Origin of the sequence: Jannaschia sp. GRR-S6-38, from assembly GCF_029853695.1 — a bacterium.
In the GTDB taxonomy this organism is placed as follows: Bacteria; Pseudomonadota; Alphaproteobacteria; order Rhodobacterales; family Rhodobacteraceae; genus Jannaschia; species Jannaschia ovalis.
Map to the genome: position 1 here is coordinate 1,263,066 of NZ_CP122537.1, position 20,120 is coordinate 1,283,185.

General features: G+C 68.9%; 21 protein-coding genes. 10 read left to right on the forward strand and 11 right to left on the reverse strand.

Translation table 11 applies throughout. The annotated features are described in order from the left end of the window. Positions 1–26: 26 nt before the first annotated feature. The 3 genes from P8627_RS06590 to P8627_RS06600 are packed head-to-tail and all read right to left on the reverse strand — an operon-like array spanning position 27 to position 2,995. The gene (locus tag P8627_RS06590; RefSeq protein WP_279966919.1) at positions 27–1,094 is read right to left on the reverse strand and encodes a TRAP transporter substrate-binding protein; all 1,068 of its coding nucleotides are present in this window, start codon (positions 1,092–1,094) and stop codon (positions 27–29) included. A gap of 26 nt (positions 1,095–1,120) precedes the next feature. Next, complete coding sequence (locus P8627_RS06595) at positions 1,121–2,410, reverse strand: TRAP transporter large permease (protein WP_279966920.1); 1,290 nt, start codon at positions 2,408–2,410, stop codon at positions 1,121–1,123. After that, positions 2,411–2,995, reverse strand: a complete 585-nt coding sequence (locus tag P8627_RS06600) for a TRAP transporter small permease (RefSeq protein WP_279966921.1) — start codon at positions 2,993–2,995, stop codon at positions 2,411–2,413. A gap of 214 nt (positions 2,996–3,209) precedes the next feature. On the opposite strand from P8627_RS06600, the gene P8627_RS06605 reads away from it, so the two are divergent. Next, positions 3,210–3,869 carry an outer membrane protein gene (locus P8627_RS06605; protein ID WP_279966922.1) on the forward strand — a complete coding sequence of 220 codons (660 nt, stop codon included), beginning with the start codon at positions 3,210–3,212 and terminating at the stop codon, positions 3,867–3,869. A 10-nt stretch (positions 3,870–3,879) separates the two neighbouring features. On the opposite strand, the gene P8627_RS06610 is transcribed toward P8627_RS06605, so the two are convergent. Continuing rightward, positions 3,880–4,935 (reverse strand): ABC transporter ATP-binding protein, encoded by a 1,056-nt coding sequence (locus P8627_RS06610; RefSeq protein WP_279966923.1) that lies wholly within the window; start codon positions 4,933–4,935, stop codon positions 3,880–3,882. A 2-nt stretch (positions 4,936–4,937) separates the two neighbouring features. Next, a complete protein-coding gene (locus P8627_RS06615) occupies positions 4,938–5,726 on the reverse strand; it encodes an IclR family transcriptional regulator (RefSeq protein ID WP_279967417.1) in 789 nt (262 codons plus the stop codon). 118 nt (positions 5,727–5,844) lie between these two features. Between P8627_RS06615 and P8627_RS06620 the strand changes: the two genes are divergently transcribed. The 9 genes from P8627_RS06620 (at position 5,845) to P8627_RS06660 (ending at position 14,494) form a co-directional block, all read left to right on the forward strand. After that, the gene (locus P8627_RS06620; protein WP_279966924.1) at positions 5,845–7,098 is read left to right on the forward strand and encodes an ABC transporter substrate-binding protein; all 1,254 of its coding nucleotides are present in this window, start codon (positions 5,845–5,847) and stop codon (positions 7,096–7,098) included. A 98-nt stretch (positions 7,099–7,196) separates the two neighbouring features. Beyond that, positions 7,197–8,144, forward strand: coding sequence for a carbohydrate ABC transporter permease (locus P8627_RS06625; protein ID WP_279966925.1), 948 nt, complete (start codon positions 7,197–7,199; stop codon positions 8,142–8,144). 52 nt (positions 8,145–8,196) lie between these two features. After that, positions 8,197–8,535 carry an MmcQ/YjbR family DNA-binding protein gene (locus tag P8627_RS06630; protein ID WP_347882293.1) on the forward strand — a complete coding sequence of 113 codons (339 nt, stop codon included), beginning with the start codon at positions 8,197–8,199 and terminating at the stop codon, positions 8,533–8,535. Between the two features lie 4 nt (positions 8,536–8,539). After that, entirely contained in the window at positions 8,540–9,388 is an 849-nt protein-coding gene (locus P8627_RS06635) for a carbohydrate ABC transporter permease (protein WP_279966926.1), read from the forward strand. Between the two features lie 88 nt (positions 9,389–9,476). Further along, positions 9,477–10,247 carry an SDR family NAD(P)-dependent oxidoreductase gene (locus P8627_RS06640; RefSeq protein WP_279966927.1) on the forward strand — a complete coding sequence of 257 codons (771 nt, stop codon included), beginning with the start codon at positions 9,477–9,479 and terminating at the stop codon, positions 10,245–10,247. Continuing rightward, a complete protein-coding gene (locus tag P8627_RS06645; RefSeq protein WP_279966928.1) occupies positions 10,244–11,125 on the forward strand; it encodes a 2-dehydro-3-deoxygalactonokinase in 882 nt (293 codons plus the stop codon). Before P8627_RS06640 ends, P8627_RS06645 begins: the two co-directional genes overlap by 4 nt. Next, the gene (locus P8627_RS06650; protein ID WP_279966929.1) at positions 11,122–11,742 is read left to right on the forward strand and encodes a 2-dehydro-3-deoxy-6-phosphogalactonate aldolase; all 621 of its coding nucleotides are present in this window, start codon (positions 11,122–11,124) and stop codon (positions 11,740–11,742) included. Before P8627_RS06645 ends, P8627_RS06650 begins: the two co-directional genes overlap by 4 nt. Continuing rightward, positions 11,739–12,605, forward strand: coding sequence for an SMP-30/gluconolactonase/LRE family protein (locus tag P8627_RS06655; RefSeq protein WP_279966930.1), 867 nt, complete (start codon positions 11,739–11,741; stop codon positions 12,603–12,605). The genes P8627_RS06650 and P8627_RS06655 overlap by 4 nt, the downstream gene beginning before the upstream one ends. Then, a complete protein-coding gene (locus tag P8627_RS06660; protein ID WP_279966931.1) occupies positions 12,602–14,494 on the forward strand; it encodes a beta-galactosidase in 1,893 nt (630 codons plus the stop codon). The genes P8627_RS06655 and P8627_RS06660 overlap by 4 nt, the downstream gene beginning before the upstream one ends. An 8-nt stretch (positions 14,495–14,502) precedes the next feature. Here the strand turns inward: P8627_RS06660 and P8627_RS06665 are convergent, their stop codons facing one another. The 6 genes from P8627_RS06665 to P8627_RS06690 form a co-directional block, all read right to left on the reverse strand. Next, positions 14,503–15,483 (reverse strand): type I glyceraldehyde-3-phosphate dehydrogenase, encoded by a 981-nt coding sequence (locus P8627_RS06665; protein WP_279966932.1) that lies wholly within the window; start codon positions 15,481–15,483, stop codon positions 14,503–14,505. After that, on the reverse strand, positions 15,480–16,820 hold the full coding sequence (locus tag P8627_RS06670; protein ID WP_279966933.1) for an aminotransferase class III-fold pyridoxal phosphate-dependent enzyme: 1,341 nt from the start codon (positions 16,818–16,820) through the stop codon (positions 15,480–15,482). Before P8627_RS06670 ends, P8627_RS06665 begins: the two co-directional genes overlap by 4 nt. Before the next feature lie 63 nt (positions 16,821–16,883). Next, positions 16,884–17,237, reverse strand: coding sequence for an H-type lectin domain-containing protein (locus P8627_RS06675; RefSeq protein WP_347882294.1), 354 nt, complete (start codon positions 17,235–17,237; stop codon positions 16,884–16,886). A gap of 139 nt (positions 17,238–17,376) precedes the next feature. Beyond that, the gene (locus tag P8627_RS06680) at positions 17,377–17,799 is read right to left on the reverse strand and encodes a F0F1 ATP synthase subunit epsilon (RefSeq protein ID WP_279966934.1); all 423 of its coding nucleotides are present in this window, start codon (positions 17,797–17,799) and stop codon (positions 17,377–17,379) included. Between the two features lie 3 nt (positions 17,800–17,802). Beyond that, complete coding sequence (gene atpD, locus P8627_RS06685) at positions 17,803–19,227, reverse strand: F0F1 ATP synthase subunit beta (protein WP_279966935.1); 1,425 nt, start codon at positions 19,225–19,227, stop codon at positions 17,803–17,805. A 20-nt stretch (positions 19,228–19,247) separates the two neighbouring features. After that, positions 19,248–20,120 carry a F0F1 ATP synthase subunit gamma gene (locus P8627_RS06690; RefSeq protein ID WP_279966936.1) on the reverse strand — a complete coding sequence of 291 codons (873 nt, stop codon included), beginning with the start codon at positions 20,118–20,120 and terminating at the stop codon, positions 19,248–19,250.

A 20,120-nucleotide genomic window follows, 5' to 3' on the forward strand; every position in this document is an offset into this window, starting at 1 on the left:
CCCCGGCGGTCCCAAAGGATGCCGGTTTACTGCATGTCCATCTCGCGCCGGGCGTTCACGTTGGCCTCGGCCTCGGCGATGGCGGCGCGGAAGTTCTCCAGCATCTCGGCGCCGCCGTCGACATTCTCGCCGAACCAGTCATAGACCGGCGTCGCGGCCTCCTGGAACATCGCCTTCTGCTCGGGCGAGGGCACGTAGAGATCGCCGCCCCCGGCCACGAAATCCTCGTAGGCCTGGATCGACTTGCGCTTGGGGCTGGCGAAGGTCGCCTGCTGGAGCGCGGCGAAGCCGTCGACCACGACGCGCTGCAGCTCGGGCGACATCGCCTGGAACTTCTCGTTGTTCATCACCCAGATAGCCGCCATGTAGGCATGCCCGTCCAGCGTCAGGTATTGCAGCCCCGCATCCGGGAACTTCATGCCCATGATATCGGTGATGCCGTTCTTCGAGCCTTCGACCACGCCGGTCTGGAACGAGGTGAACAGCTCGGGCCACGGGATCGGCGTGGGCGAGGCGCCCAGCGCGCGGACCAGCTCCTGCGGCAGGTCGGCGACCACGGTGCGGATCTTGAGCCCGGCCAGATCCTCGGGCGTCTCGACCCGGCGCTGCGTGTTGGCGAAGTTGCGCCATCCGCCAGTGTTGCCGATGGTCATGATACGGATCGCGCCGCCGGAGTCCTCGAGCGCCTTCTCGCGCATCTGGCCGACCAGCGCGGTGTTGGTCAGCACCTCCTCGGCGATGCGGTCGTCGGACATCAGGTAGGGCAGGTCGAAGATCTGCACGTAGGGGAAGATGCCCGAGGCGCCGCCCGAGGTCGTCACGAAGATGTCGATCGAGCCGTCGGCCACGCCCTGCAGGCACTCCGCCCCGTTCGAGCAGAGCTGCGTGCCGATGAAGAGCTCGACGGTGACCGCGCCGTTCGACGCCGCCTCGACATAGTTCTTGAACACCACGAGGCCGTCGTAATCCTCGTCGTTCTCGTTCGAGTTCGCCGTGGCGCGCAGATTGATCGCGTGGGCGTCGGCCGCCGCGATCTGCGGCAGCACGAGGCTCGCGGCGAGCGCGGCGCCCGTCAGGATCGATGTCAGTTTCATGTTTTCCTCCCTGGTGTCGTTATGGGTCAAAGAAAGCCGAAGAAGCGTGGCACCGCCAGCGAAATGGCCGGCACGTAGGTGATCAGCCCGATCACGAGCACCTCGACGGCGAGGAACGGCAGGATTGCGCGGGCGATGGATTCGACGCGTTCGCCCGAGACCGACGAGGCCACGAAGAGCACCAGCCCCATAGGCGGCGTGGCCAGCCCCACGGTCAGGTTGACCGACATGATGATCGCGAAATGCACCGGGTCGACGCCCAGATCGGTGAAGATCGGCCCAAGGATCGGGCCCAGGATGATGATCGCGGGCCCGGCATCGAGGAACATGCCGACGATGAAGAGAAGCAGATTGATCAGCAGCAGGAGCACCAGCGGATTGTCCGAGAGCGACAGGATCATCGCGGCCAGCGCCTCGGGCGCGTGGCTGAGGCTGACCACCGTCTTGAACGCCATCGCCGCGCCCACCAGCAGAAGCACCACCGAGGAGGTCAGCGCCGCGCGCAGCAGCACGTCGGGCACGTCGCGCCACGTCATCTCGCGCAGTACGAAGAGCGAGACGACCGTGGCGTAGGCCACGGCGACGGCGCTGGCCTCGGTCGGCGTGAAGGCCCCGCCGAGGATACCGCCGAGGATGATGATCGGCGTCAGCAGCGGGAAGAATGCCTTGAGCGAGGCGCGCCCCTTCTCGGGCCAGGTCGCGCGGCGCTTGAGCGCGGGAAACGTGTCCGACCGCCGCGCCATCACGTTGGTCACCGTCATCAGGCCGATGCCCACCAGCACGCCCGGCACGATGCCGGCGAGGAACAGCGCCGCGACCGATTCCTCCATCACGTAGGCGTAGATGATCATGATGCCCGAGGGCGGGATGATCGGGCCGATCACCGAGCTCGCCGCGGTGACGGCGGCGGCGAATTTGCGGGTGTAGCCCTCGCGCTCCATCGCCGGGATCAGCATCGAGCCCAGCGCCGAGGTGTCGGCCACCGCCGAGCCCGAGAGCCCTGCGAAGAGCATCGAGCTGAGAATGTTGACCTGCGCGAGCCCCGCGCGGAAATGGCCGACGCAGGCCTGGCTGAACTCGACCAGGCGCATGGTGATGCCGCCGCGATTCATCATCTCGCCCGCGAGCATGAAGAACGGGATCGCCATCAGCGGGAAGCTGTCCATCCCGTTGTAGGTGTTGCGATAGAGCAGGACGAGATCCTTGGCGTCGCCGGTCAGCCACAGCATCACGCCCGGCGCGGCCAGCAGCGCGAAGAAGACCGGCAAGCCGATCATCAGCAGCAGCAGGAAGAGCGGCAGGAACCAGACGAGCATTTACTCCGCTCCTGCCGAGAGCGGATCGGCCATCGGGATCGCGGGCAGCCGCTCGCCCGCGCCGCCGAGGATCGCGACCTGCCGCAGGATGAGCTCGACCGTGACCGAGACCATCATCGCGAGGCCCACGACCAGCGAGGCCATCATCCAGCTGCGGGGCATCTTCTCCCACCCGTCGCCGGTCGGGTAATAGAGCGACGAGGTCTTGAAGCGGCCCGAGAAGCCCGTGACCTCGGCCCATCCGAGCTGCACCGCCACGACCAGAACCAGGAGCGACAGCGCCAGGAGCGTCAGCGTCAGCAGCCCGCCCACGAGGCGCGGCAGGGCGAGCTGGATCATGTCGATCGCGACGAAGCCGCCGCGGCGGAGGGCCGTCGGGGCCACGACCATCAGCCAGAGCATCAGGAAGCGCGCCGCCTCCTCGGGCCAGGGCAGCGGGTTCGACAGCACGTAGCGCCAGAAGACCTGGATCAGGATGAACACCACCATCACCGCCATGCAGGCGATGCCGACCCAGCGGCCGACGGCCAGCGCACCGGCATTCACGGCCCCGAGCCCCCGCGCGATCGCGATGATCCCTCCCATGCGCCCTCCCCGGCTCACGGGGCGGAGTGAACGCGGGCCGGGGGCCGTCCGTCAACAGCGAAGGCACGCGGTGCGGGTCCGCGCGGCCGGTATCGCGGCGTGACCCCGGGGCAACAAGAAACACCCGCGCGGCGTGCATCGCCGCCGGTCGTATCGCGCCACGGCGAAGCCTGTTAACGATCCGTTAGTTATTGATGACCCCGCGGAGACCCCGATGACCCATTTCCGGAAATCGCTCACGGCGCTGCCCATGCTGCTTCTGGCCGGCGCGGCGAGCGCGCAGGATTGGGCGGGGCGTTACTGGGGCGGCGAGCTGAGCTTCGGGGCCGGGTCCAGCGCCTACAAGCAAGACTTCCTCGCGACCTCGAAGACCGAGATCGATGCCTCCGGCGGCATGATCGGCGCGGTCTACGGGCACAACTGGCAGACCGGCAACCGCGTCTGGGGATACGAGGCCGATCTGTCCGTCGGCTCCTTCGAGGGCAGCGCGACGGCGCCGGCCCCGATCTGCAGCGGTCTCGGTCCCTGCAGCAGCGAGCTGTCGACCCTAGTGACCCTGCGCGGGCGCATCGGCATCGCACTCGACAACGGGCTGCTGCCCTTCGCCACCGCCGGGCTCGCCGTCGGGCAGGTCGAGATCCGCGCCGACGAGTTTGCCTGCGACGCGGAGCCCTGCGCCACCGACGGCACCAAGGTCGGCATCGTCGTCGGCGGCGGCGTGGAATACCCGTTCCGCGAGACCTGGAACCTGCGCGGCCAGGTTCAGTACATCAATCTCGGCGAGGAGGAGCTGGACGGCTCGGGCCCGACCGGGACGGTCAGCGCCGAGCTGAGCTATATTCGCGTCAACCTGGGCTTCACCCGCCGCTTCTGACCCGCTTCCGCTACCGGATCCGGGCTTCGCTCTCAGCGTCGAAGACCATCACCCGCACGGGGTCAATGGTGACGCCCACCCGGTCGCCCTCGGTCGAGCGGATGTCGCCGCGCTCCTCGACGATCAGCTTCTCGCCCGTGCCCGCCGTCAGATAGGCATAGCTCACCCCGCCCAGCGCCTCGGTCAGGTCGACCTCCAGCGCGTCGCCCGCGCCCAGTTGCAGATGCTCGGGGCGCAGGCCCACCGTCACGGCCGTGCCGTCGGGGGGCAGCGTCACCGGCGGGGCCAGCGTCAGGCCGAGCGCGGGCAGCTCGACGGCGCCGCCCGCCACCCGGCCCGGCAGGAAGTTCATCGCCGGCGAGCCGATGAAGCCCGCCACGAAGCGGTTGTCGGGGTCGCGGTAGAGATCGAGCGGCGCGCCCACCTGCTCGACCCGGCCGCTGCGCAGCACGACGATCTTGTCGGCCATGGTCATCGCCTCGACCTGGTCGTGCGTGACGTAGATCATCGTCGCGCCGATCTCCTTGTGGAGGCGCGCGATCTCGACCCGCATCTCGACCCGCAGCTCGGCGTCGAGGTTGGACAGCGGCTCGTCGAAGAGGAACACCTCCGGGCCGCGCACGATGGCGCGCCCGATCGCCACGCGCTGGCGCTGCCCGCCCGACAGCGCGGCGGGCTTGCGCTTGAGATAATCGTCGAGCTTCAGCACCCGGCTGGCCTCGGCGACCTTCTCGCGGATCCGCGCTTTCGGGTGGCCGGTCATCTTCAGCCCGAAGCCCATGTTCTCCTCGACGGTCATGTGCGGGTAGAGCGCGTAGGTCTGGAACACCATCGCCACGCCGCGCTGCGCCGGATCCTCGCGGGTGACGTCTCGCGCGCCGATGCGGATGGCGCCTTCCGTCGTCTCCTCCAGCCCCGCGATCATCCGCAGAAGCGTGGACTTGCCGCAGCCCGAGGGCCCGACGAAGACGCAGAACTCGCCTTCCGAGATGTCCAGGTCCACCCTGTGGATCACCTGCGTCTCGCCGTAGCGCTTGATCACCTCGCGCAAGGTCACGCCTGACATGGTCAACTCTCCCCCTGATCGGGGAAGCGCCAGTCGCGCAGATCCCCCGAGATATCGGCGACGGCCCGCGCCTGCGCCCCACGATGCTGCATCAGAGCCTCGACGCCCAGACCCGCGCCTGTGATCGAGACCGCGCCCAGCACGCGCCCCGACGGCGCCAGGATCGGCATGGCGAGGCAGGTGATGCCGGGCTCATGCTCCTCGCGGTCGAAGGCGTGGCCGGCGGCGCGGATCGCGGCCAGCTCGTCGCGCATCGCCGCCGGATCGGTGATCGTGGCGGGCGTGAAACGATGCCAGGCCTGCCGGGCCAGGGCGGCCTCCAGCTCGGGCTCGGGCAGGAAGGCCAGCATCGCCTTGCCGACGCCGGTGCAATAGGCCGGCCCGACCTTGCCGGCCTCGGAATACATCCGCACCGCCGCCGCCGGCCCGCGCTTGTCGACATAGAGAACCTGCGCCCCGTCGAGCTGCGCGAGGTGGACGGTCTGCCCGACCTCATGCGCCAGCCGGTCGAGATGCGGCCGCGCGATGGGCGCAAGCGAGCTTTGCGACCAGGCCGCATGGGCCAGGCGCACCAGCCGGATGCCCGGCGCATAGCGGCCCGTCTCGGGGTCGAGGGTCAGCATGTCCTGCCGGAGCAGCGTCTGCAGCAGCCGGTAGAGCGTGGCCTTGGGCAGGTCCGAGCCTTCCAGAAGCTCGGCGAAGCGCACCGGACGGCCGAAACCCGCCACGCGGTCGAGCACGCCCAGCGCCTTGCCGACCGTGCCGTCCTGCCCTGCCTCGTCGCGCTGCATGTTCACGCCGGCGCCTCCCTTCCCGGTTGACAGCCTAGGCGGATCGTCGCACGGTTTTCAACATAAGAAACCGCGTTCCGAATATTGGAACCGCTTGGACGCAATCTGGGAGGATATCATGCGATCCATACTGACGGCGCTCGCCGCCACCACGATGCTGACCGGAACCGCGATGGCCGACGCGCATGCGCCCGCGCTGGAAGGCACGCTGCGCATCATCTCGGATATGTCCAACCCGGCCCCCCGCGCCGTGATGGAGAAGCTCGCCGCCGATTTCGACGCGATGCACGAGAACCTCGAGGTCGAGCTGGAGATCATCGACCGCGAGGCCTGGAAGAGCCAGATCCGCAACGTGCTGTCGGCGAACCCGCCCGACGTGATCAACTGGTACGCCGCCAACCGCATGATGCCCTACGTGAACGCGGGCCTGCTGGAGGACGTCTCGGATATCTGGGCCGATATCGAGGGCCTCGACTCGGTGAAGGGCGCGCTGACGCTCGACGGCAAGCAATACGGCATCCCCTACACCTACTACCAATGGGGCGTGTATTACCGCGAGGACATCTTCAACGAGCTGGGGCTGGAGGAGCCCGCGACCTGGGAGCAGGAGCTGGCCAACTGCCAGGCCATCCTCGATTCCGGGCGCAAGTGCTACACGATCGGGACCAAGTTCCTTTGGACCGCCGGCGGCTGGTTCGACTATCTCAACATGCGCACCAACGGCTTCGACTTCCACATGGCGCTGGCCCGGGGCGAGGTGCCCTGGACCGACGACCGTGTCCGCCAGACCTTCGCCAACTGGCGCGAGCTCATCGACATGGGCGCCTATATCGACGACCACCAGAACTACTCTTGGCAGGAGGCGCTGCCCTTCATGGTCAACGGCGACGCCACCGCCTACCTGATGGGCAATTTCGCGGTGGCCCCGATGCGGGAAGCCGGGCTGTCGGACGATCAGATCGACTTCTACCAGTTCCCGGCCATCAACCCGGATGTCGAACTGGCCGAGGATGCGCCGACCGACACGTTCCACGTCGCCGCCGGCGCGCAGAACAAGGAGGCCGCGCGCGCATTCCTGAAATACGTCGTCTCGGCGGATGTGCAGACCCAGATCAACGCGGGCGACGCGCTGGGCCAGCTTCCGGTGAACGCGAACTCCTCGGTCGATGACGACGAGTTCCTGAACCAGGGCTTCACCATGCTGTCGGAGAATTCCTCGGGCGGCGTGGCGCAATTCTTCGACCGGGACTTCCCGGCCGAGATGGCGGCGCTGGGCATGGAAGGCCTGCAGGAGTTCATGGTGTTCCCCGACAATCTCGAGGACATCCTCCAGCGGCTGGAGCAGGCCCGCGAGCGCATCTACGCCAACTGACCCGACAACCGGACCCCGCCCGCCGGGCGGGGTCCCCCGACCCATCCGAATGGCCCGCGCCATCCGCATGCGCCGGACGCAGCCGACAGGAGAGCTCAATGGCCGTCGCCCCCGTCGTCCCCGATACGCACCCCCCGCGCGAGACGCGGGGCTGGTACCGGCGCAACGAGATCAAGGTGACGCCCTGGCTGTTCCTGCTGCCCGGCCTGCTGTTCTTCGCGACCTACGTCATCCTGCCGATCTTCCAGTCCTTCCAGGTCAGCCTCTACCGCTGGGACGGGCTGGGCGAGCTGTCCGAGACCGGCACCTTCATCGGGCTGGGCAATTACCGCGAGCTGATGACCGACCGCGCCTTCGAGATCAGCCTGTGGAACAACATGCGCTGGCTGTTCCTCTACCTTCTGGCCATCCCGATGGGCCTCGGGATCGCGCTGTTCCTGAACCAGACGGTGGTGGGCATCCGGCTTTACAAATCGCTGTTCTTCTTTCCCTTCGTCATTAGCCAGGTCGTCGTGGGGCTGGTGTTTTCCTGGTTCTACCTGCCGAAGGAAGGGCTTCTGAACGCGGGCCTCGCCCTCTTTGGGCTGGGGCCGGTGAACATCCTCGGCGATCCCGACCTCGCGACCTACGGGATCATTGCCGCGGGGCTCTGGCCGCAGACGGCCTATTGCATGATCCTCTACCTTACCGGCCTGAACGCCGTGGATCCCGAGCAGGTGGAGGCCGCGCGGCTGGACGGGGCGAAGGGCTGGAAGATGCTCTGGTACGTGATCGTCCCGCAGCTGCGCCCGGCGACCTTCATCGCCTTCGTGGTCACCATCATCGGCGCGCTGCGCAGCTTCGATCTGATCTCGATCATGACCAATGGCGGCCCGTTCGGTCAGACGCGGGTGCTGAGTTTTTACATGTTCGAGAAGGCGCTGGCCGAGTTCGGCTTCCGCATGGGCTACGGCGCGTCGATCGCGGTGGTCCTGTTCCTGATCATGCTGTGCTTCATCGCCTATTTCCTGTGGTCGATGTGGCGCGACGAGCGGGTCGCGCGATGACCCGCGCGCAGGAAGGAACGGCGATGACCCGCGCGCAGGGAGGGACGGCGCGATGATCCGGCGCGAGGATGTGGACGCGATCTGCGCTGCGCTGCCCGGCGCGACGCCGGCCGAACCGCCGGAGCTGGTCTCCTGGAAGGTCGGCGGCAAGATGTTCGCCTGTTTCGGCCAGCAGGAAGACGGCGACGGCGTCTCGGTGAAGACGCCCGATGTCGAGACGGCGTCGATGCTGATCGAGGCGGGCGCGGCCACGCGGGCCAAGTATTTCCACCGCTCCTGGGTGCGGCTGCCCTATGCCAGCACCGACCCGACCGAGGCCGCCCACCGTCTGCGCGTCTCCTACGACACGGTGGTGGCCGGACTGCCGAAATCCGCGCGACCGGAGGGCTAGAGCCATGTTCCCGACGCCGATCCAGAAGACTTCGCGCAGCTGGCAGATCACCTATCAGGCGCTCCTGCCGCTGGCCCTGATCATGTGGCTTCTGCCGCTGATCGCGGTGATGCTGTTCTCGATCAAGCCCGACAGCGATTTCACGCAAGGCAATTACTGGGGCATCCCGGGCGACATCCGGTTCCTCGAGAATTACGGCCGCGTCTTCTTCGAGAGCGACATGCCGCGCTACCTGTTCAACTCGCTGCTGATCACCATCCCCACGGTGATCGGCACCATCGCGCTCAGCTGCATGACGGGCTTCGCGCTGGGCATCTACCGCTTCAACGGCAACCTGCTGATCTTCTTCATGTTCATCGCGGGCAATTTCGTGCCCTTCCAGATCCTGATGGTGCCGGTGCGCGACCTGACCATCGACATGAACCTTTACGACACCAAGACCGGGCTGGTGCTGTTCCACATCGCCTTCCAGACCGGGTTCTGCACGCTCTTCATGCGCAACTTCATCCGCGCCCTGCCCTTCCCGCTGATCGAGGCGGCGCGGGTCGAGGGCGTCGCCGAATGGCGTATCTTCTGGTACGTCGTGCTGCCGCTGATGAAGCCCGCGATCGCGGCGCTGGCGGTGCTGATCTTCACCTTCATCTGGAACGACTATTTCTGGGCCATCGTGCTCACGCAGGGCCCCGACAGCCAGCCGGTCACCGCGGGCATCACCAGCTTCAACGCGCAATACCGCGCGGCCTACCACCTGATGAGCGCGGGCAGCATCGTCGCCGCGCTGCCGCCGGTGCTGATGTTCTTCCTGATGCAGCGCCATTTCATCGCCGGGCTGACCCTGGGCGCCGTCAAATGACCCCGCTTCCTCCGGCCGCAAATACCTCGGGGCGCGCGAGGGGCAGCGCCCCTCGCCCCGCCCAGCACAAGGATCGGAACGACACGCCATGACCACCGCCCGCTATCCCGACCTCGACGGCGCCTCCGTCTTCATCACCGGCGGCGGCTCCGGCATCGGGGCGGCCCTGACCGAGGGCTTCCTGCGCCAAGGCGCGCGCGTGGCCTTCATCGGCCGCTCCGACGCCGCGGCCTTCGTGGACAGGATGGCGCAGGACACCGGCAACCGCCCGCTCTTCCTGCAGGGCGACGTCACCGATAACGCGTCGCTCTTCGCCGCGATGGACAAAGCGGCGCAGACGCATGGCCCGATCACGCGGCTGGTGAACAACGCCGCGAACGACCAGCGCCACGACACGCTGGATGTGGACGAGGCATTCTGGCGCTGGGCCATCGACATCAATCTCAAGGCCTATCTATTCGCCTGCCAGCACATGATCCGCGCGCTCCGGGACGCGGGCCTGCCCGGTCATATCGTCAATTTCAGCTCGATCTCCTACATGATGGGGAATGCCGGCTACGCGATCTACACCGCCGCCAATGCCGGGATCACCGGCCTGACCCGGTCGCTCGCGCGCGAGTTCGGGCCAGACGGAATCCGCGTCAACGCGCTCGCCCCCGGCTGGGTGCTGACCGAGAAGCAGCTCGACAAATGGGCCTCGCCCGAGGCGCTGCAGGCGCATCTCGACCGGCAATGCCTGAAGGAGCACCTGACCCCCGCCGACATCGTCAACCCGACGCTGTTTCTCGCCTCCGATGCCAGCCGGATGATGACCGGGCAGACGATGGCCGTGGATGGCGGGGTCGTCGTGTCGGGATGAGCGACTGGATCGCCGTCGATTGGGGCACGACCTCGCTGCGCGCCACGCGCATGGCCGGCGAACGCGCCGTCGAGACGCGCCGCAGCGGCGACGGCATGGGCGGGCTCGCCCGCGACGGGTTCGAGCCGGCGCTGATGGCGCTGGTGGAGGACTGGCTCGACGGGCCGACCGAGGTCGTGGCCTGCGGCATGGTGGGCTCGCGGCAGGGCTGGGCCGAGGCGCCCTATGCCACGGTCCCCTGCGCGCCGCCGCTGGACCGCGCCGTCGCCGTCGACACCCGGGATCCCCGGCTGCGGCTGCGGATCGTGCCCGGCGTCAGCCAGACCGCGCCGCACCCGGACGTGATGCGCGGCGAGGAGGTGCAGATCGCGGGCATCCTGCGCGCGTCGCCCGAATTCGACGGCGTCGCCTGCCTGCCCGGCACGCACACGAAATGGGCGCATCTGAGCGCGGGCGAGATCGTCAGCTTCCGCACGGCCATGACGGGCGAGCTCTTCGCGCTGCTGGGCCGGCAATCGGTCCTGCGCCATTCGCTGGGCGGCGAGGATTGGGACGCGGCCGCCTTCGCCGAGGCCGTCTCGGACGCGCTGTCGCGGCCAGAACGCGCGCTGGGCCGTCTGTTTGAGTTGCGCGCCGCGGACCTTCTCCTCGGGCAGCCGGCCGCCACCGCGCGGTCGATCCTCTCGGGGCTCTTGATCGGGGCGGAGCTGGCGGCCACCAAGCCGTGGTGGCTGGGCCGCGACGTGGTGATCTGCGGCGCGGACGCCCTCGCCCGCGCCTACGAGACCGCGCTCCGGGCGCAGGGATTGCAACCGCGCGTCCTGCCCGCCGAGGCGACGACCCTCGCCGGGCTGACCGCCGCCAAGGAGGCCTCATGACCCGTCCGTTGATCGCCATCCTGCGGGGGATCACCCCCGACGACGCCGTCCCCGCCTGCGCCGCGCTGATCGCGGCCGGCATCACCACGATCGAGGTGCCGCTGAACTCGCCCGAGCCGCTGCGCTCGATCGCCGCGATGATCGACGCGCATGGCGGCGCGGCGACGATCGGCGCGGGCACGGTCCTGAGCGCGGCCGAGGTCGAGGCGGTGGCCGAGGCGGGCGGCCGGCTGATCGTCTCGCCCAACACGGATGCGGAGGTGATCGGCCGGACCCGCGCGCTGGGGCTGGACAGCTGGCCCGGTATCTTCACCCCGACCGAGGCCTTCGTCGCGCTGAAGGCCGGGGCCACCGGGCTGAAGCTCTTCCCCGGGTCCATGGCGGGGCCCGGCGGGCTGAAGGCGATGCGGGCGATCCTGCCGCCGGGCGCGCAGGTCTATGCCGTGGGCGGCGCAGGGCCGGAGAATTTCAGCGAATGGCTTGAGGCGGGCGCGGACGGGTTCGGGCTGGGCACCGCGCTCTACACGCCCGGGATGGCGGTAGAGGAGATCGCCCGCCGCGCCCGGCGCGTGGTCGCGGCCTTCGACGCGGCCGCGGGCAAGGGGGTTCTGGCGTGACGACGGATGTGCGGGTCTATGACGACCGGGTCTGCGCGCTGGGCGAAGGGCCGCTCTGGCATCCCGAGCGCGAACAGCTCTTCTGGTTCGACATCACCGAAGGGAAGATGCTCAGCCGCGAAGGCGACGCCCCGCTCGAATGGCAATTCGACGAGCCGGTCTCGGCGGCGGGCTGGATCGACCGGGACACGCTGATGGTGGCCTCGGCCTCGGCGCTTCTGTGCTTCGATATCGAGACCGGCGCGCGCGAGCCCATCGTGTCTCTGGAGGCCGAGAACCTCTACACCCGGTCGAATGACGGGCGCGCCGATCCGGTGGGCGGGTTCTGGATCGGCACGATGGGCCGCGAGGCCGAGCCCCGCGCAGGCGCGATCTATCGCTACTTCCGCGGCGAGGTGCGGCGCGTGGTGCCCGATGTGACGATCCCGAACGCGATCTGCTTCAGCCCTGGGGGCGAGACCGCCTATTACGCGGACACCGCGACCGGGATCGTCTGGAAACAGGCCGTCGACCGCGCGGGCTGGCCCTCGGGCCGGCGCGAGGTGTTCGTCGATTTCTCGGGCGTCGGGCTGGCGCCGGACGGGGCGGTCTGCGACGCGCAGGGCAATGTCTGGATCGCGCAATGGGGCGCGTGGCGCGTCGCCTGCCACGGGCCCGACGGACGCTTCAAGGTCGCGCTCGGCGTCGCCTCGGCCCACACGACCTGCCCGGCCTTCGGCGGCCCGGACCTGCGGACCATGTTCGTCACCTCGGCCACGCAGGGGCTTGAGGACGGGCTGCTCGACCACCAGCCGGGCGGCGGCAAGACCTGGGCCGCGCGGATGCCGGTCGCGGGCATTCGCGAGCGGCGCGTCGTCCCGTGAAGCGCTCGCTCGGCGTCTGCTACTATCCCGAGCATTGGCCCGAGGCGCGCTGGTCCGAGGACGCCGCGCGGATGCGCGATCTGGGCCTGACCTGGGTACGGATCGGCGAATTCGCCTGGGGCCTGCTGGAGCCCGCGCCCGGCGATTATCGCTGGGACTGGCTGGACCGGGCCGTCGACGTTCTCACGGGCGCGGGACTGTCGGTCGTGATGGGCACCCCCTCGGCCACCCCGCCGCGCTGGATGCTGGACCGCCATCCCGACATGCTGGCGCGGGACGACCGGGGCCGGCCGCGCAAGTTCGGCTCGCGCCGGCATTATTGCTTCAGCCATGCCGGCTACCGCGAGGATGCGGCGCATATGGCGGGGCTGATGGCGCGGCGCTACGGCGACCGCGTGGCCGCCTGGCAGACCGACAATGAATACGGCTGCCACGACACCGTACTCAGCTGGTCGGACGCCGCGCGCGATGCCTTCCGCGACTGGCTGCGCGCCCGCTACGGCGGGATCGATGCGCTGAACGCGGCCTGGGGCAATATCTTCTGGTCGATGGGCTACCGCGATTTCGACGAGATCGAGCTGCCCAACATGACCGTGACCGAGCCGAACCCGGCCCATGCACTGGCCTTCCGGCGCTTTTCCTCCGACCAGGTGCTGCGCTGGAACCGGGCGCAGGTGGCGGCGATCCGGGGCCATTCCAACGCGCCGATCTCGCATAATTACATGGGCCGGGTCCTGGAATTCGATCACTTCGCGCTGGCGCGCGACATGGAGATCGCGACCTGGGACAGCTATCCGCTGGGCTTCCTGCTCGACCGCGTGCCGCAAGCCGAGCGCGACGCCTATCTCTGCCAGGGCGACCCCGATTTCCAGGCCTTCCACCACGATCTCTACCGCGCGGTCGGGCAGGGGCGCTGGTGGGTGATGGAGCAGCAGCCCGGGCCCGTGAACTGGGCGCCGTGGAACCCCGCGCCCCTGCCCGGCATGGTGCGGCTGTGGTCCTGGGAGGCCTTCGCCCACGGGGCGGAGGCGGTCTGCTGGTTCCGATGGCGGCAATTCGGCCAGGCGCAGGAGCAGCAGCATGCGGGGCTTCTGCGCCCCGATGGCAGCGACGCGCCGGGGCTGGCGGAGGCCGCGCAGGTCGCCGCCGAGATCGCGCAGGCGCCCGACGTGGTGGCGGCGAAGGCGCCGGTCGCGCTGATCTTCGACTACGCCTCGCAATGGGCCTGGGAGGTGCAGCCGCAGGGCGCGGGCTTCGACCATTTCGGGCTGGCCTTCACCATCTACCGCGCGCTGCGCGAGCTGGGCCTGTCGATCGACATCCTGCCGCCGGACACAAGCGACCTGTCGGGTTACGCGATGGTTCTCGTGCCCGCCCTACTGACGCTGGAGGAGCCCTTGCGCGGCGCCATCACGCGCGCCGAGGGGCTGGTGGTGACGGGCCCGCGCACGGATCTCAAGACGCCGGAGCTGTCGGTGCCCGAGGGGCTGGGCCCGGACCTGCCCGGCCTGCCGACGCGCTGCACCATGGTCGAGACCTTCCCGCCCGACCGGCCGCGCCCGCTTCGGGGCGGCGGCGTGCTGACGCTCTGGCTGGAGCATCACGAGACCGAGGCCGAGATCGTCGAGCGGGTGGAGGACGGAACGCCCGCCCTGATCCGGCAGGGCAATCGCGCGCATCTCTGCGGCTGGGCCGACCGGATCGGGATGCGGCGGATCCTGGGCGCGCTGGCTCGCGGCCAGGGGCTCGACGTGCTGGACCTTCCGGAAGGGCTGCGCATCCGCGATACCGGGACCGAACGCTTCGTCTTCAACTACGCCTCGGAGGCGCGGCGCTTCGGCGAACACGACCTGCCCGCCGCCGGCATGCTGCGGCTGCCGCAGCCCTGAGGCGCGCCCTAGCCGGCCATCCGCCGGGCCATGTCCAGCATCCGGTTCGCGAAGCCCCATTCGTTGTCGTACCAGCCGAAGACGCGGATCATCCCGCCTTCGGCCGCGCGGGTCTGGGCGGGGGCCATGACGACGCTTTCCGCCCGGCCCCGCAGGTCCGAGGAGACCAAGGGCTCGGCCTCCGACCCGATCACGCCACCGGCGTCCGCCAGCGCGGCGTTGACCTCCGCCACCGTCGCGGCGCGCTCCGGCAGGAAGGCCAGGTCCACCGCCGAGACGCTGGCCACCGGCACCCGCACCGACTGGCAGGTCACCCGGCCCGCGAGCGCCGGCAGCACCTGATCGACCAGGCGCCCCGCGCTGGTCGTGGTCGGCACCATCGACAGCGCCGCCGCCCGCGAGCGGGCCAGGTCCGCCCCGCCGCGCGGCATGTCCACCGTCGGCTGCGAGCCCGTGTAGCAATGGATCGTCGTCATCGAGCCCGAGCGGAGGCCGAACGCGCGGTCGAGCAGCGCCAGCAGCGGCGCCACGGCGTTGGTCGTGCAGGACGCGTTCGACACGATGCGATGACCGGGCTGCAGCATGGCGTCATTCGCGCCCAGCACCACGGTCGCATCGGCCACGGCAGAGGGGCCCGACATCAGCACCTTGCCCGCGCCGGCCAAAAGGCCGCGCTCGACCTCGGCGCGGGTGTCGGCGCGGCCGGTGCACTCCATCACCAGGTCGACGCCGCCCAACTTCAGCGTCCGCAAGTCGGGGGTGCGGTGAAAGGGGATCGCGTGGCCTTCGACCAGAAGCTCCTCCTCGCCCGTCTCGACCCGGCCCGCCCAGGGGCCGAAGACGCTGTCGTAGCGGAAGAGATAAGCGCAGCTTTCCAGCGGCGCGATGTCGTTGATGCCGACGACCCGCAGCTGCGGCCCCGCGCCCAGCAGATGCGCGCGCAGGATCGAGCGGCCGATACGACCGAAACCGTTGATGAAGACCCTCATCCGGCCGCGCTCAGCCCTTCGTCCAGCGCGGCGACGATGCGGTCGGCGTCGTCCTCGGACAGGATCAGCGGCGGCGACATCACGAGGTTGCTGCCCGACCAGCGGACCATCACCCCCGCCTTATAGGTCGCCTCGTAGATCCGGCCGGCGCGGGCCGGATCCATCGTCCGGGCGGCGCGGTCCGAGACGATCTCGAGCGCGCACATCATCCCCTCGCTGCGCACGTCGCCCACCGCTTCGTGGCGGCGCAGCCCCTCCAGCCCGGCCTTGAGCCGCGCGCCGATGGCGGCGGCGCGGTCCCAGACGGCCAGACGCTCAGTCTCCTCCAGGCAGGCCAGCGCGGCGGCGCAGCCGACCGGGTGGCCGGAATAGGTGTAGCCGGTCCCGATCATCGCGCCCCGCTCGCCCTCGAAGACCTCGGCCAGCCGGTCGCCAGCCAGCACAGCGCCCATCGGGAAGTAGCCCGAGGTGATCGCCTTCGCGAGGCACATCAGGTCGGGGCGCACGCCCCAGTGGCGGCTGCCCGAGACGTGGCCGGTCCGTCCGAAGCCGGTGATGACCTCGTCGGCGATCAGGAGTACGCCGTGGCGGTCGCAGATCTCGCGCACGCCGGGCATGAAGCTTTCATGGGGGACGATCACGCCGCCCGCGCCCTGCACCGGCTCCATGATGAAGGCGGCGACGGTCGAGGGGACCTGCATTTCGATCTCGGCCTCGAGCGCCTTCAGGCAGAGATGCGCCAGCCGCTCGGGATCCGCCTCGTCGAAGGGATTGCGGTAGGGATAGGGGCTGGGGACGTGGAAGCAGCCGGGCAGCAGCGGCTCGTAGGGCTCGCGGAAGAGCGGGTTGCCGTTGACCGAGGCCCCGCCCCAATGCGTCCCGTGATAGCCCTTGCGCAGCGCGATGAACTTGGTGCGCGTGCCCTCGCCGCGCAGCCGATGATACTGCCGCGCGAACTTGAGCGCGGTGTCGACGCTGTCCGAGCCCCCCGAGGTGAAGAAGGCGCGGCTCATCCCGTCGGGGCCGAACATCTCGGCCAGCTTCACCGAGAGCTCGATCGCGGCATCGTTCGTCGTGCCCTTGAAGGCCGAATAGTAAGGCAGCCGCGCCAATTGGTCGGCGATGGCCGTCTTGATAGGCTCGCAGCTGTAGCCGAGATTGACGTTCCAGAGACCCCCCACCGCGTCGATGGTCTCGTGCCCGTCCATGTCGCGGATGCGCACGCCCGCGGCTTCGGTGATGATCTTGGGCGGGGTCGCCTGCATCTCGCCGGGATGGGCCATCGGGTGCCACAGGTGGCGGGCGTTCATCTCGGTCAGAAAGTTGTGGTCGCGCATCTCGGGGCCCTCCGCTTCCGTCATTGGAGCGCACGGGCCCGGAATGTCAAAGCGACAGGCGTGTCAGTACAAATCCCACTCGTCCTCGGCGCGGATCTCGCCGATGGCGGTCCAGTCGGCGCGGACGCGGGCGACACGGGTGTCGCCCCAGGTGCGGAAGATCAGGTCGAACTGGGTCTCGGTGACGTTGCCGTGGCTCAGATCGGCGCGCTGATTGGTGTGGGCGTCAATGTCGAACATGGCGAGCGCGGTGACGATGACGGGCACGGTCTTGAACGGCTCGTCGAATTGCAGCGTCACGCGCACCTCGCGCGGGCCCTTGCCGGTCCACATCACGCCGTCATCCTCGAAATCCGAGAACATCACGCGCGAGCCCTGCTGGACCCCGATCAGGTGGTTGCGGAACCTGCGCATCATCCTGCCAAGCCGTTGAGCCCGACTGTCCGGGCGCCCAGCGGCACGCTACAGGAAAATCGGGCGATTTCAGGCCCCAAAACGCGAAGGCCCCGCGGGTTTTCGCGGGGCCTTCGGATGCGAGCCGCTTCGGGCGCGGGTCTCAGAGGTTGGGCTGATTGCTGTCGAGCCCGATCTCGCCGCCCATCGCCACCATGTCGGCCACCAGCTTGGCGGCGGCATCGACCGCGCCTTCCTCGGTGGCGCGCTCCCGGGCGGCGTCATGCGCCGCGCGGGCCTCGGTCATCCAGTCGTCGAAGGTCTCCTGCGAGACGTCCGAGATGGGCAGGGCCCGCTCGGCCAGGACGGTGACGCCCGCGCCGATCTCGGCGAAGCCGCCGGTGACGGCGTATTTCTCCTCGCCGGACTCCGTCTCGACGGTCAGGATGCCGGGCCGCAGCGTGGTGATGGTCGGCGCGTGGTCGGCCATCGCGGTCATGTCCCCGTCCGCGCCGGGGATGCGGACGGCCCTGGCGTCCTCGGTGGACGCGAGCCGCCGCTCGGGTGAGACGAGTTCGAACTGCATGGCTTACGCGGCCTCCGCGGCCATCTTCTCGGCCTTGGCCTTCACCTCGTCGATGCCGCCGACCATGTAGAAGGCGCCCTCGGGCAGGTGGTCGTACTCGCCGGCGACGACGGCCTTGAACGACTGGATCGTCTCGGCCAGCGGAACCTGCTTGCCGTCGGCCCCTGTGAAGACCTTCGCCACGTCGAAGGGCTGCGACAGGAAGCGCTGGATCTTGCGGGCGCGGGCCACGGTCAGCTTGTCCTCTTCCGAGAGCTCGTCCATCCCGAGGATCGCGATGATGTCCTGCAGCGACTTGTAGCGCTGCAGGATCCCCTGCACGTCGCGCGCGACCTGGTAGTGCTCATCGCCGATGATGGCGGGGTCCAGGAGGCGCGAGGTCGAGTCGAGCGGGTCCACGGCCGGGTAGATGCCCAGCTCGGAGATCGCGCGCGACAGAACCGTCGTGGCGTCGAGGTGGGCGAAGGTCGTGGCGGGGGCGGGATCGGTCAGGTCGTCCGCGGGCACGTAGACGGCCTGGATCGAGGTGATCGAGCCCGACTTGGTCGAGGTGATCCGCTCCTGCATGGCGCCCATGTCGGTGGCCAGGGTCGGCTGGTAGCCGACGGCCGAGGGGATCCGGCCCAGAAGCGCCGACACCTCGGAGCCCGCCTGCGTGAAGCGGAAGATGTTGTCGACGAAGAACAGCACGTCCGTGCCCGACTGGTCGCGGAACTGCTCGGCCAGCGTCAGGCCGGTCAGCGCGACGCGGGCACGGGCGCCCGGCGGCTCGTTCATCTGGCCGTAGACCAGGGCCACCTGGCTTTCGGGCAGGTTGTCGGGCTTGATGACGTTTGACTCGATCATCTCGTGATAGAGGTCGTTGCCCTCGCGCGTCCGCTCGCCCACGCCGGCGAACACGGAATAGCCCGAGTGCACTTTCGCGATGTTGTTGATCAGCTCCATGATCAGGACGGTCTTGCCGACGCCGGCACCGCCGAAGAGGCCGATCTTGCCGCCCTTGGCGTATGGGGCCAGCAGGTCGATGACCTTGATGCCGGTCTCGAGCACGGCCGATTCCGTCGACTGCTCCGAGAATTCGGGCGCCGGCTGGTGGATCGCGCGCTTTTCCTCGGCTTCGATCGGGGCGCCTTCGTCGACGGGCTCGCCGATGACGTTGAGGATGCGGCCCAGCGTGGCGTTGCCCACGGGAACCATGATCGGGCCGCCGGTGTCGGTGACCTTCTGGCCGCGGACCAGACCCTCGGACGAGTCCATCGCGATGGTGCGGACCGTGTTCTCGCCCAGGTGCTGCGCGACCTCGAGGACCAGGCGGTTGCCGTGGTTGTCGGTCTCGAGAGCGTTGAGGATCTGGGGCAGCTCGTCGTCGAACTGCACGTCGACGACGGCGCCGATGACCTGGGTTACTTTGCCGACTGCATTTGCCATGTCGTGTCTCTCCGGGTTCGTCAGAGCGCCTCGGCGCCCGAAATGATTTCGATCAGCTCATTGGTGATGACGGCCTGACGCGAGCGGTTGTACTCGATGGTCAGCTTGTCGATCATCTCGCCGGCATTGCGGGTCGCGTTGTCCATCGCGGACATGCGCGCGCCCTGCTCGGACGCCGCGTTCTCCAGCAGCGCCGCGAAAATCTGCGTCGCCACGCCGCGCGGCAGAAGATCGGCCAGGATGGCCTCCTCGCTGGGCTCGTAATCGTAGAGCGCGGTATCGGCGCCGGCATCCGCCTCGAAATCGGCGGGGATGATCTGCTGGGCGGTCGGCACCTGGCTGATCACCGACTCGAAGCGGGCGAAGAAGATCGTCGCGACGTCGAACTCGCCCTCGTCGAAGCGCTTGAGCACGTTCTGCGCGATGCCCGCCGCGTCGCCGTAGCCGAGGCGCTTGACCTCGCTCAGATCGACATGGCCGACATGGTACTGACCGTAGTCGCGGCGCAGCGACTCGCGTCCCTTCTTGCCGACGGTCAGGATCTTCACGGTCTTGCCGGCGGCCTTGAGGTCGTCGGCGTGGGATTTCGCCAGCTTCGCGATATTCGCGTTGAAGCCGCCGCAGAGCCCGCGCTCCGCCGTCATCACGATCAGAAGCTGCGTCTGGTCGCTGCCCGTCCCCGACAGGAGCCGGGGCGCGGTGTCGCTGTCGCCGACCGATGCCGCGAGGCTGCCCAGAACGGTGAGAAACCGCTCCGTGTAGGGCCGCGCGGCCTCGGCCGCATCCTGGGCGCGGCGAAGCTTGGCCGCCGCGACCATCTGCATGGCCTTCGTGATCTTGCGGGTCGACTTGACCGACGCGATCCGATTCTTGAGATCCTTGAGATTGGGCAT

What these genes read in the sequence shown, in the direction of transcription:
- P8627_RS06650 (WP_279966929.1), top strand. Translation starts at nt 11,122, where the DNA reads ATGACCCGTCCGTTGATCGCCATCCTGCGGGGGATCACCCCCGACGAC.
- P8627_RS06645 (WP_279966928.1), top strand. Translation starts at nt 10,244, where the DNA reads ATGAGCGACTGGATCGCCGTCGATTGGGGCACGACCTCGCTGCGCGCC.
- P8627_RS06625 (WP_279966925.1), top strand. Translation starts at nt 7,197, where the DNA reads ATGGCCGTCGCCCCCGTCGTCCCCGATACGCACCCCCCGCGCGAGACG.
- P8627_RS06615 (WP_279967417.1), bottom strand. Translation starts at nt 5,726, where the DNA reads ATGCAGCGCGACGAGGCAGGGCAGGACGGCACGGTCGGCAAGGCGCTG.
- atpD (WP_279966935.1), bottom strand. Translation starts at nt 19,227, where the DNA reads ATGGCAAATGCAGTCGGCAAAGTAACCCAGGTCATCGGCGCCGTCGTC.
- P8627_RS06665 (WP_279966932.1), bottom strand. Translation starts at nt 15,483, where the DNA reads ATGAGGGTCTTCATCAACGGTTTCGGTCGTATCGGCCGCTCGATCCTG.
- P8627_RS06605 (WP_279966922.1), top strand. Translation starts at nt 3,210, where the DNA reads ATGACCCATTTCCGGAAATCGCTCACGGCGCTGCCCATGCTGCTTCTG.
- P8627_RS06630 (WP_347882293.1), top strand. Translation starts at nt 8,197, where the DNA reads ATGATCCGGCGCGAGGATGTGGACGCGATCTGCGCTGCGCTGCCCGGC.
- P8627_RS06595 (WP_279966920.1), bottom strand. Translation starts at nt 2,410, where the DNA reads ATGCTCGTCTGGTTCCTGCCGCTCTTCCTGCTGCTGCTGATGATCGGC.
- P8627_RS06600 (WP_279966921.1), bottom strand. Translation starts at nt 2,995, where the DNA reads ATGGGAGGGATCATCGCGATCGCGCGGGGGCTCGGGGCCGTGAATGCC.
- P8627_RS06690 (WP_279966936.1), bottom strand. Translation starts at nt 20,120, where the DNA reads ATGCCCAATCTCAAGGATCTCAAGAATCGGATCGCGTCGGTCAAGTCG.
- P8627_RS06635 (WP_279966926.1), top strand. Translation starts at nt 8,540, where the DNA reads ATGTTCCCGACGCCGATCCAGAAGACTTCGCGCAGCTGGCAGATCACC.
- P8627_RS06590 (WP_279966919.1), bottom strand. Translation starts at nt 1,094, where the DNA reads ATGAAACTGACATCGATCCTGACGGGCGCCGCGCTCGCCGCGAGCCTC.
- P8627_RS06610 (WP_279966923.1), bottom strand. Translation starts at nt 4,935, where the DNA reads ATGTCAGGCGTGACCTTGCGCGAGGTGATCAAGCGCTACGGCGAGACG.
- P8627_RS06675 (WP_347882294.1), bottom strand. Translation starts at nt 17,237, where the DNA reads ATGATGCGCAGGTTCCGCAACCACCTGATCGGGGTCCAGCAGGGCTCG.
- P8627_RS06640 (WP_279966927.1), top strand. Translation starts at nt 9,477, where the DNA reads ATGACCACCGCCCGCTATCCCGACCTCGACGGCGCCTCCGTCTTCATC.
- P8627_RS06680 (WP_279966934.1), bottom strand. Translation starts at nt 17,799, where the DNA reads ATGCAGTTCGAACTCGTCTCACCCGAGCGGCGGCTCGCGTCCACCGAG.
- P8627_RS06670 (WP_279966933.1), bottom strand. Translation starts at nt 16,820, where the DNA reads ATGCGCGACCACAACTTTCTGACCGAGATGAACGCCCGCCACCTGTGG.
- P8627_RS06620 (WP_279966924.1), top strand. Translation starts at nt 5,845, where the DNA reads ATGCGATCCATACTGACGGCGCTCGCCGCCACCACGATGCTGACCGGA.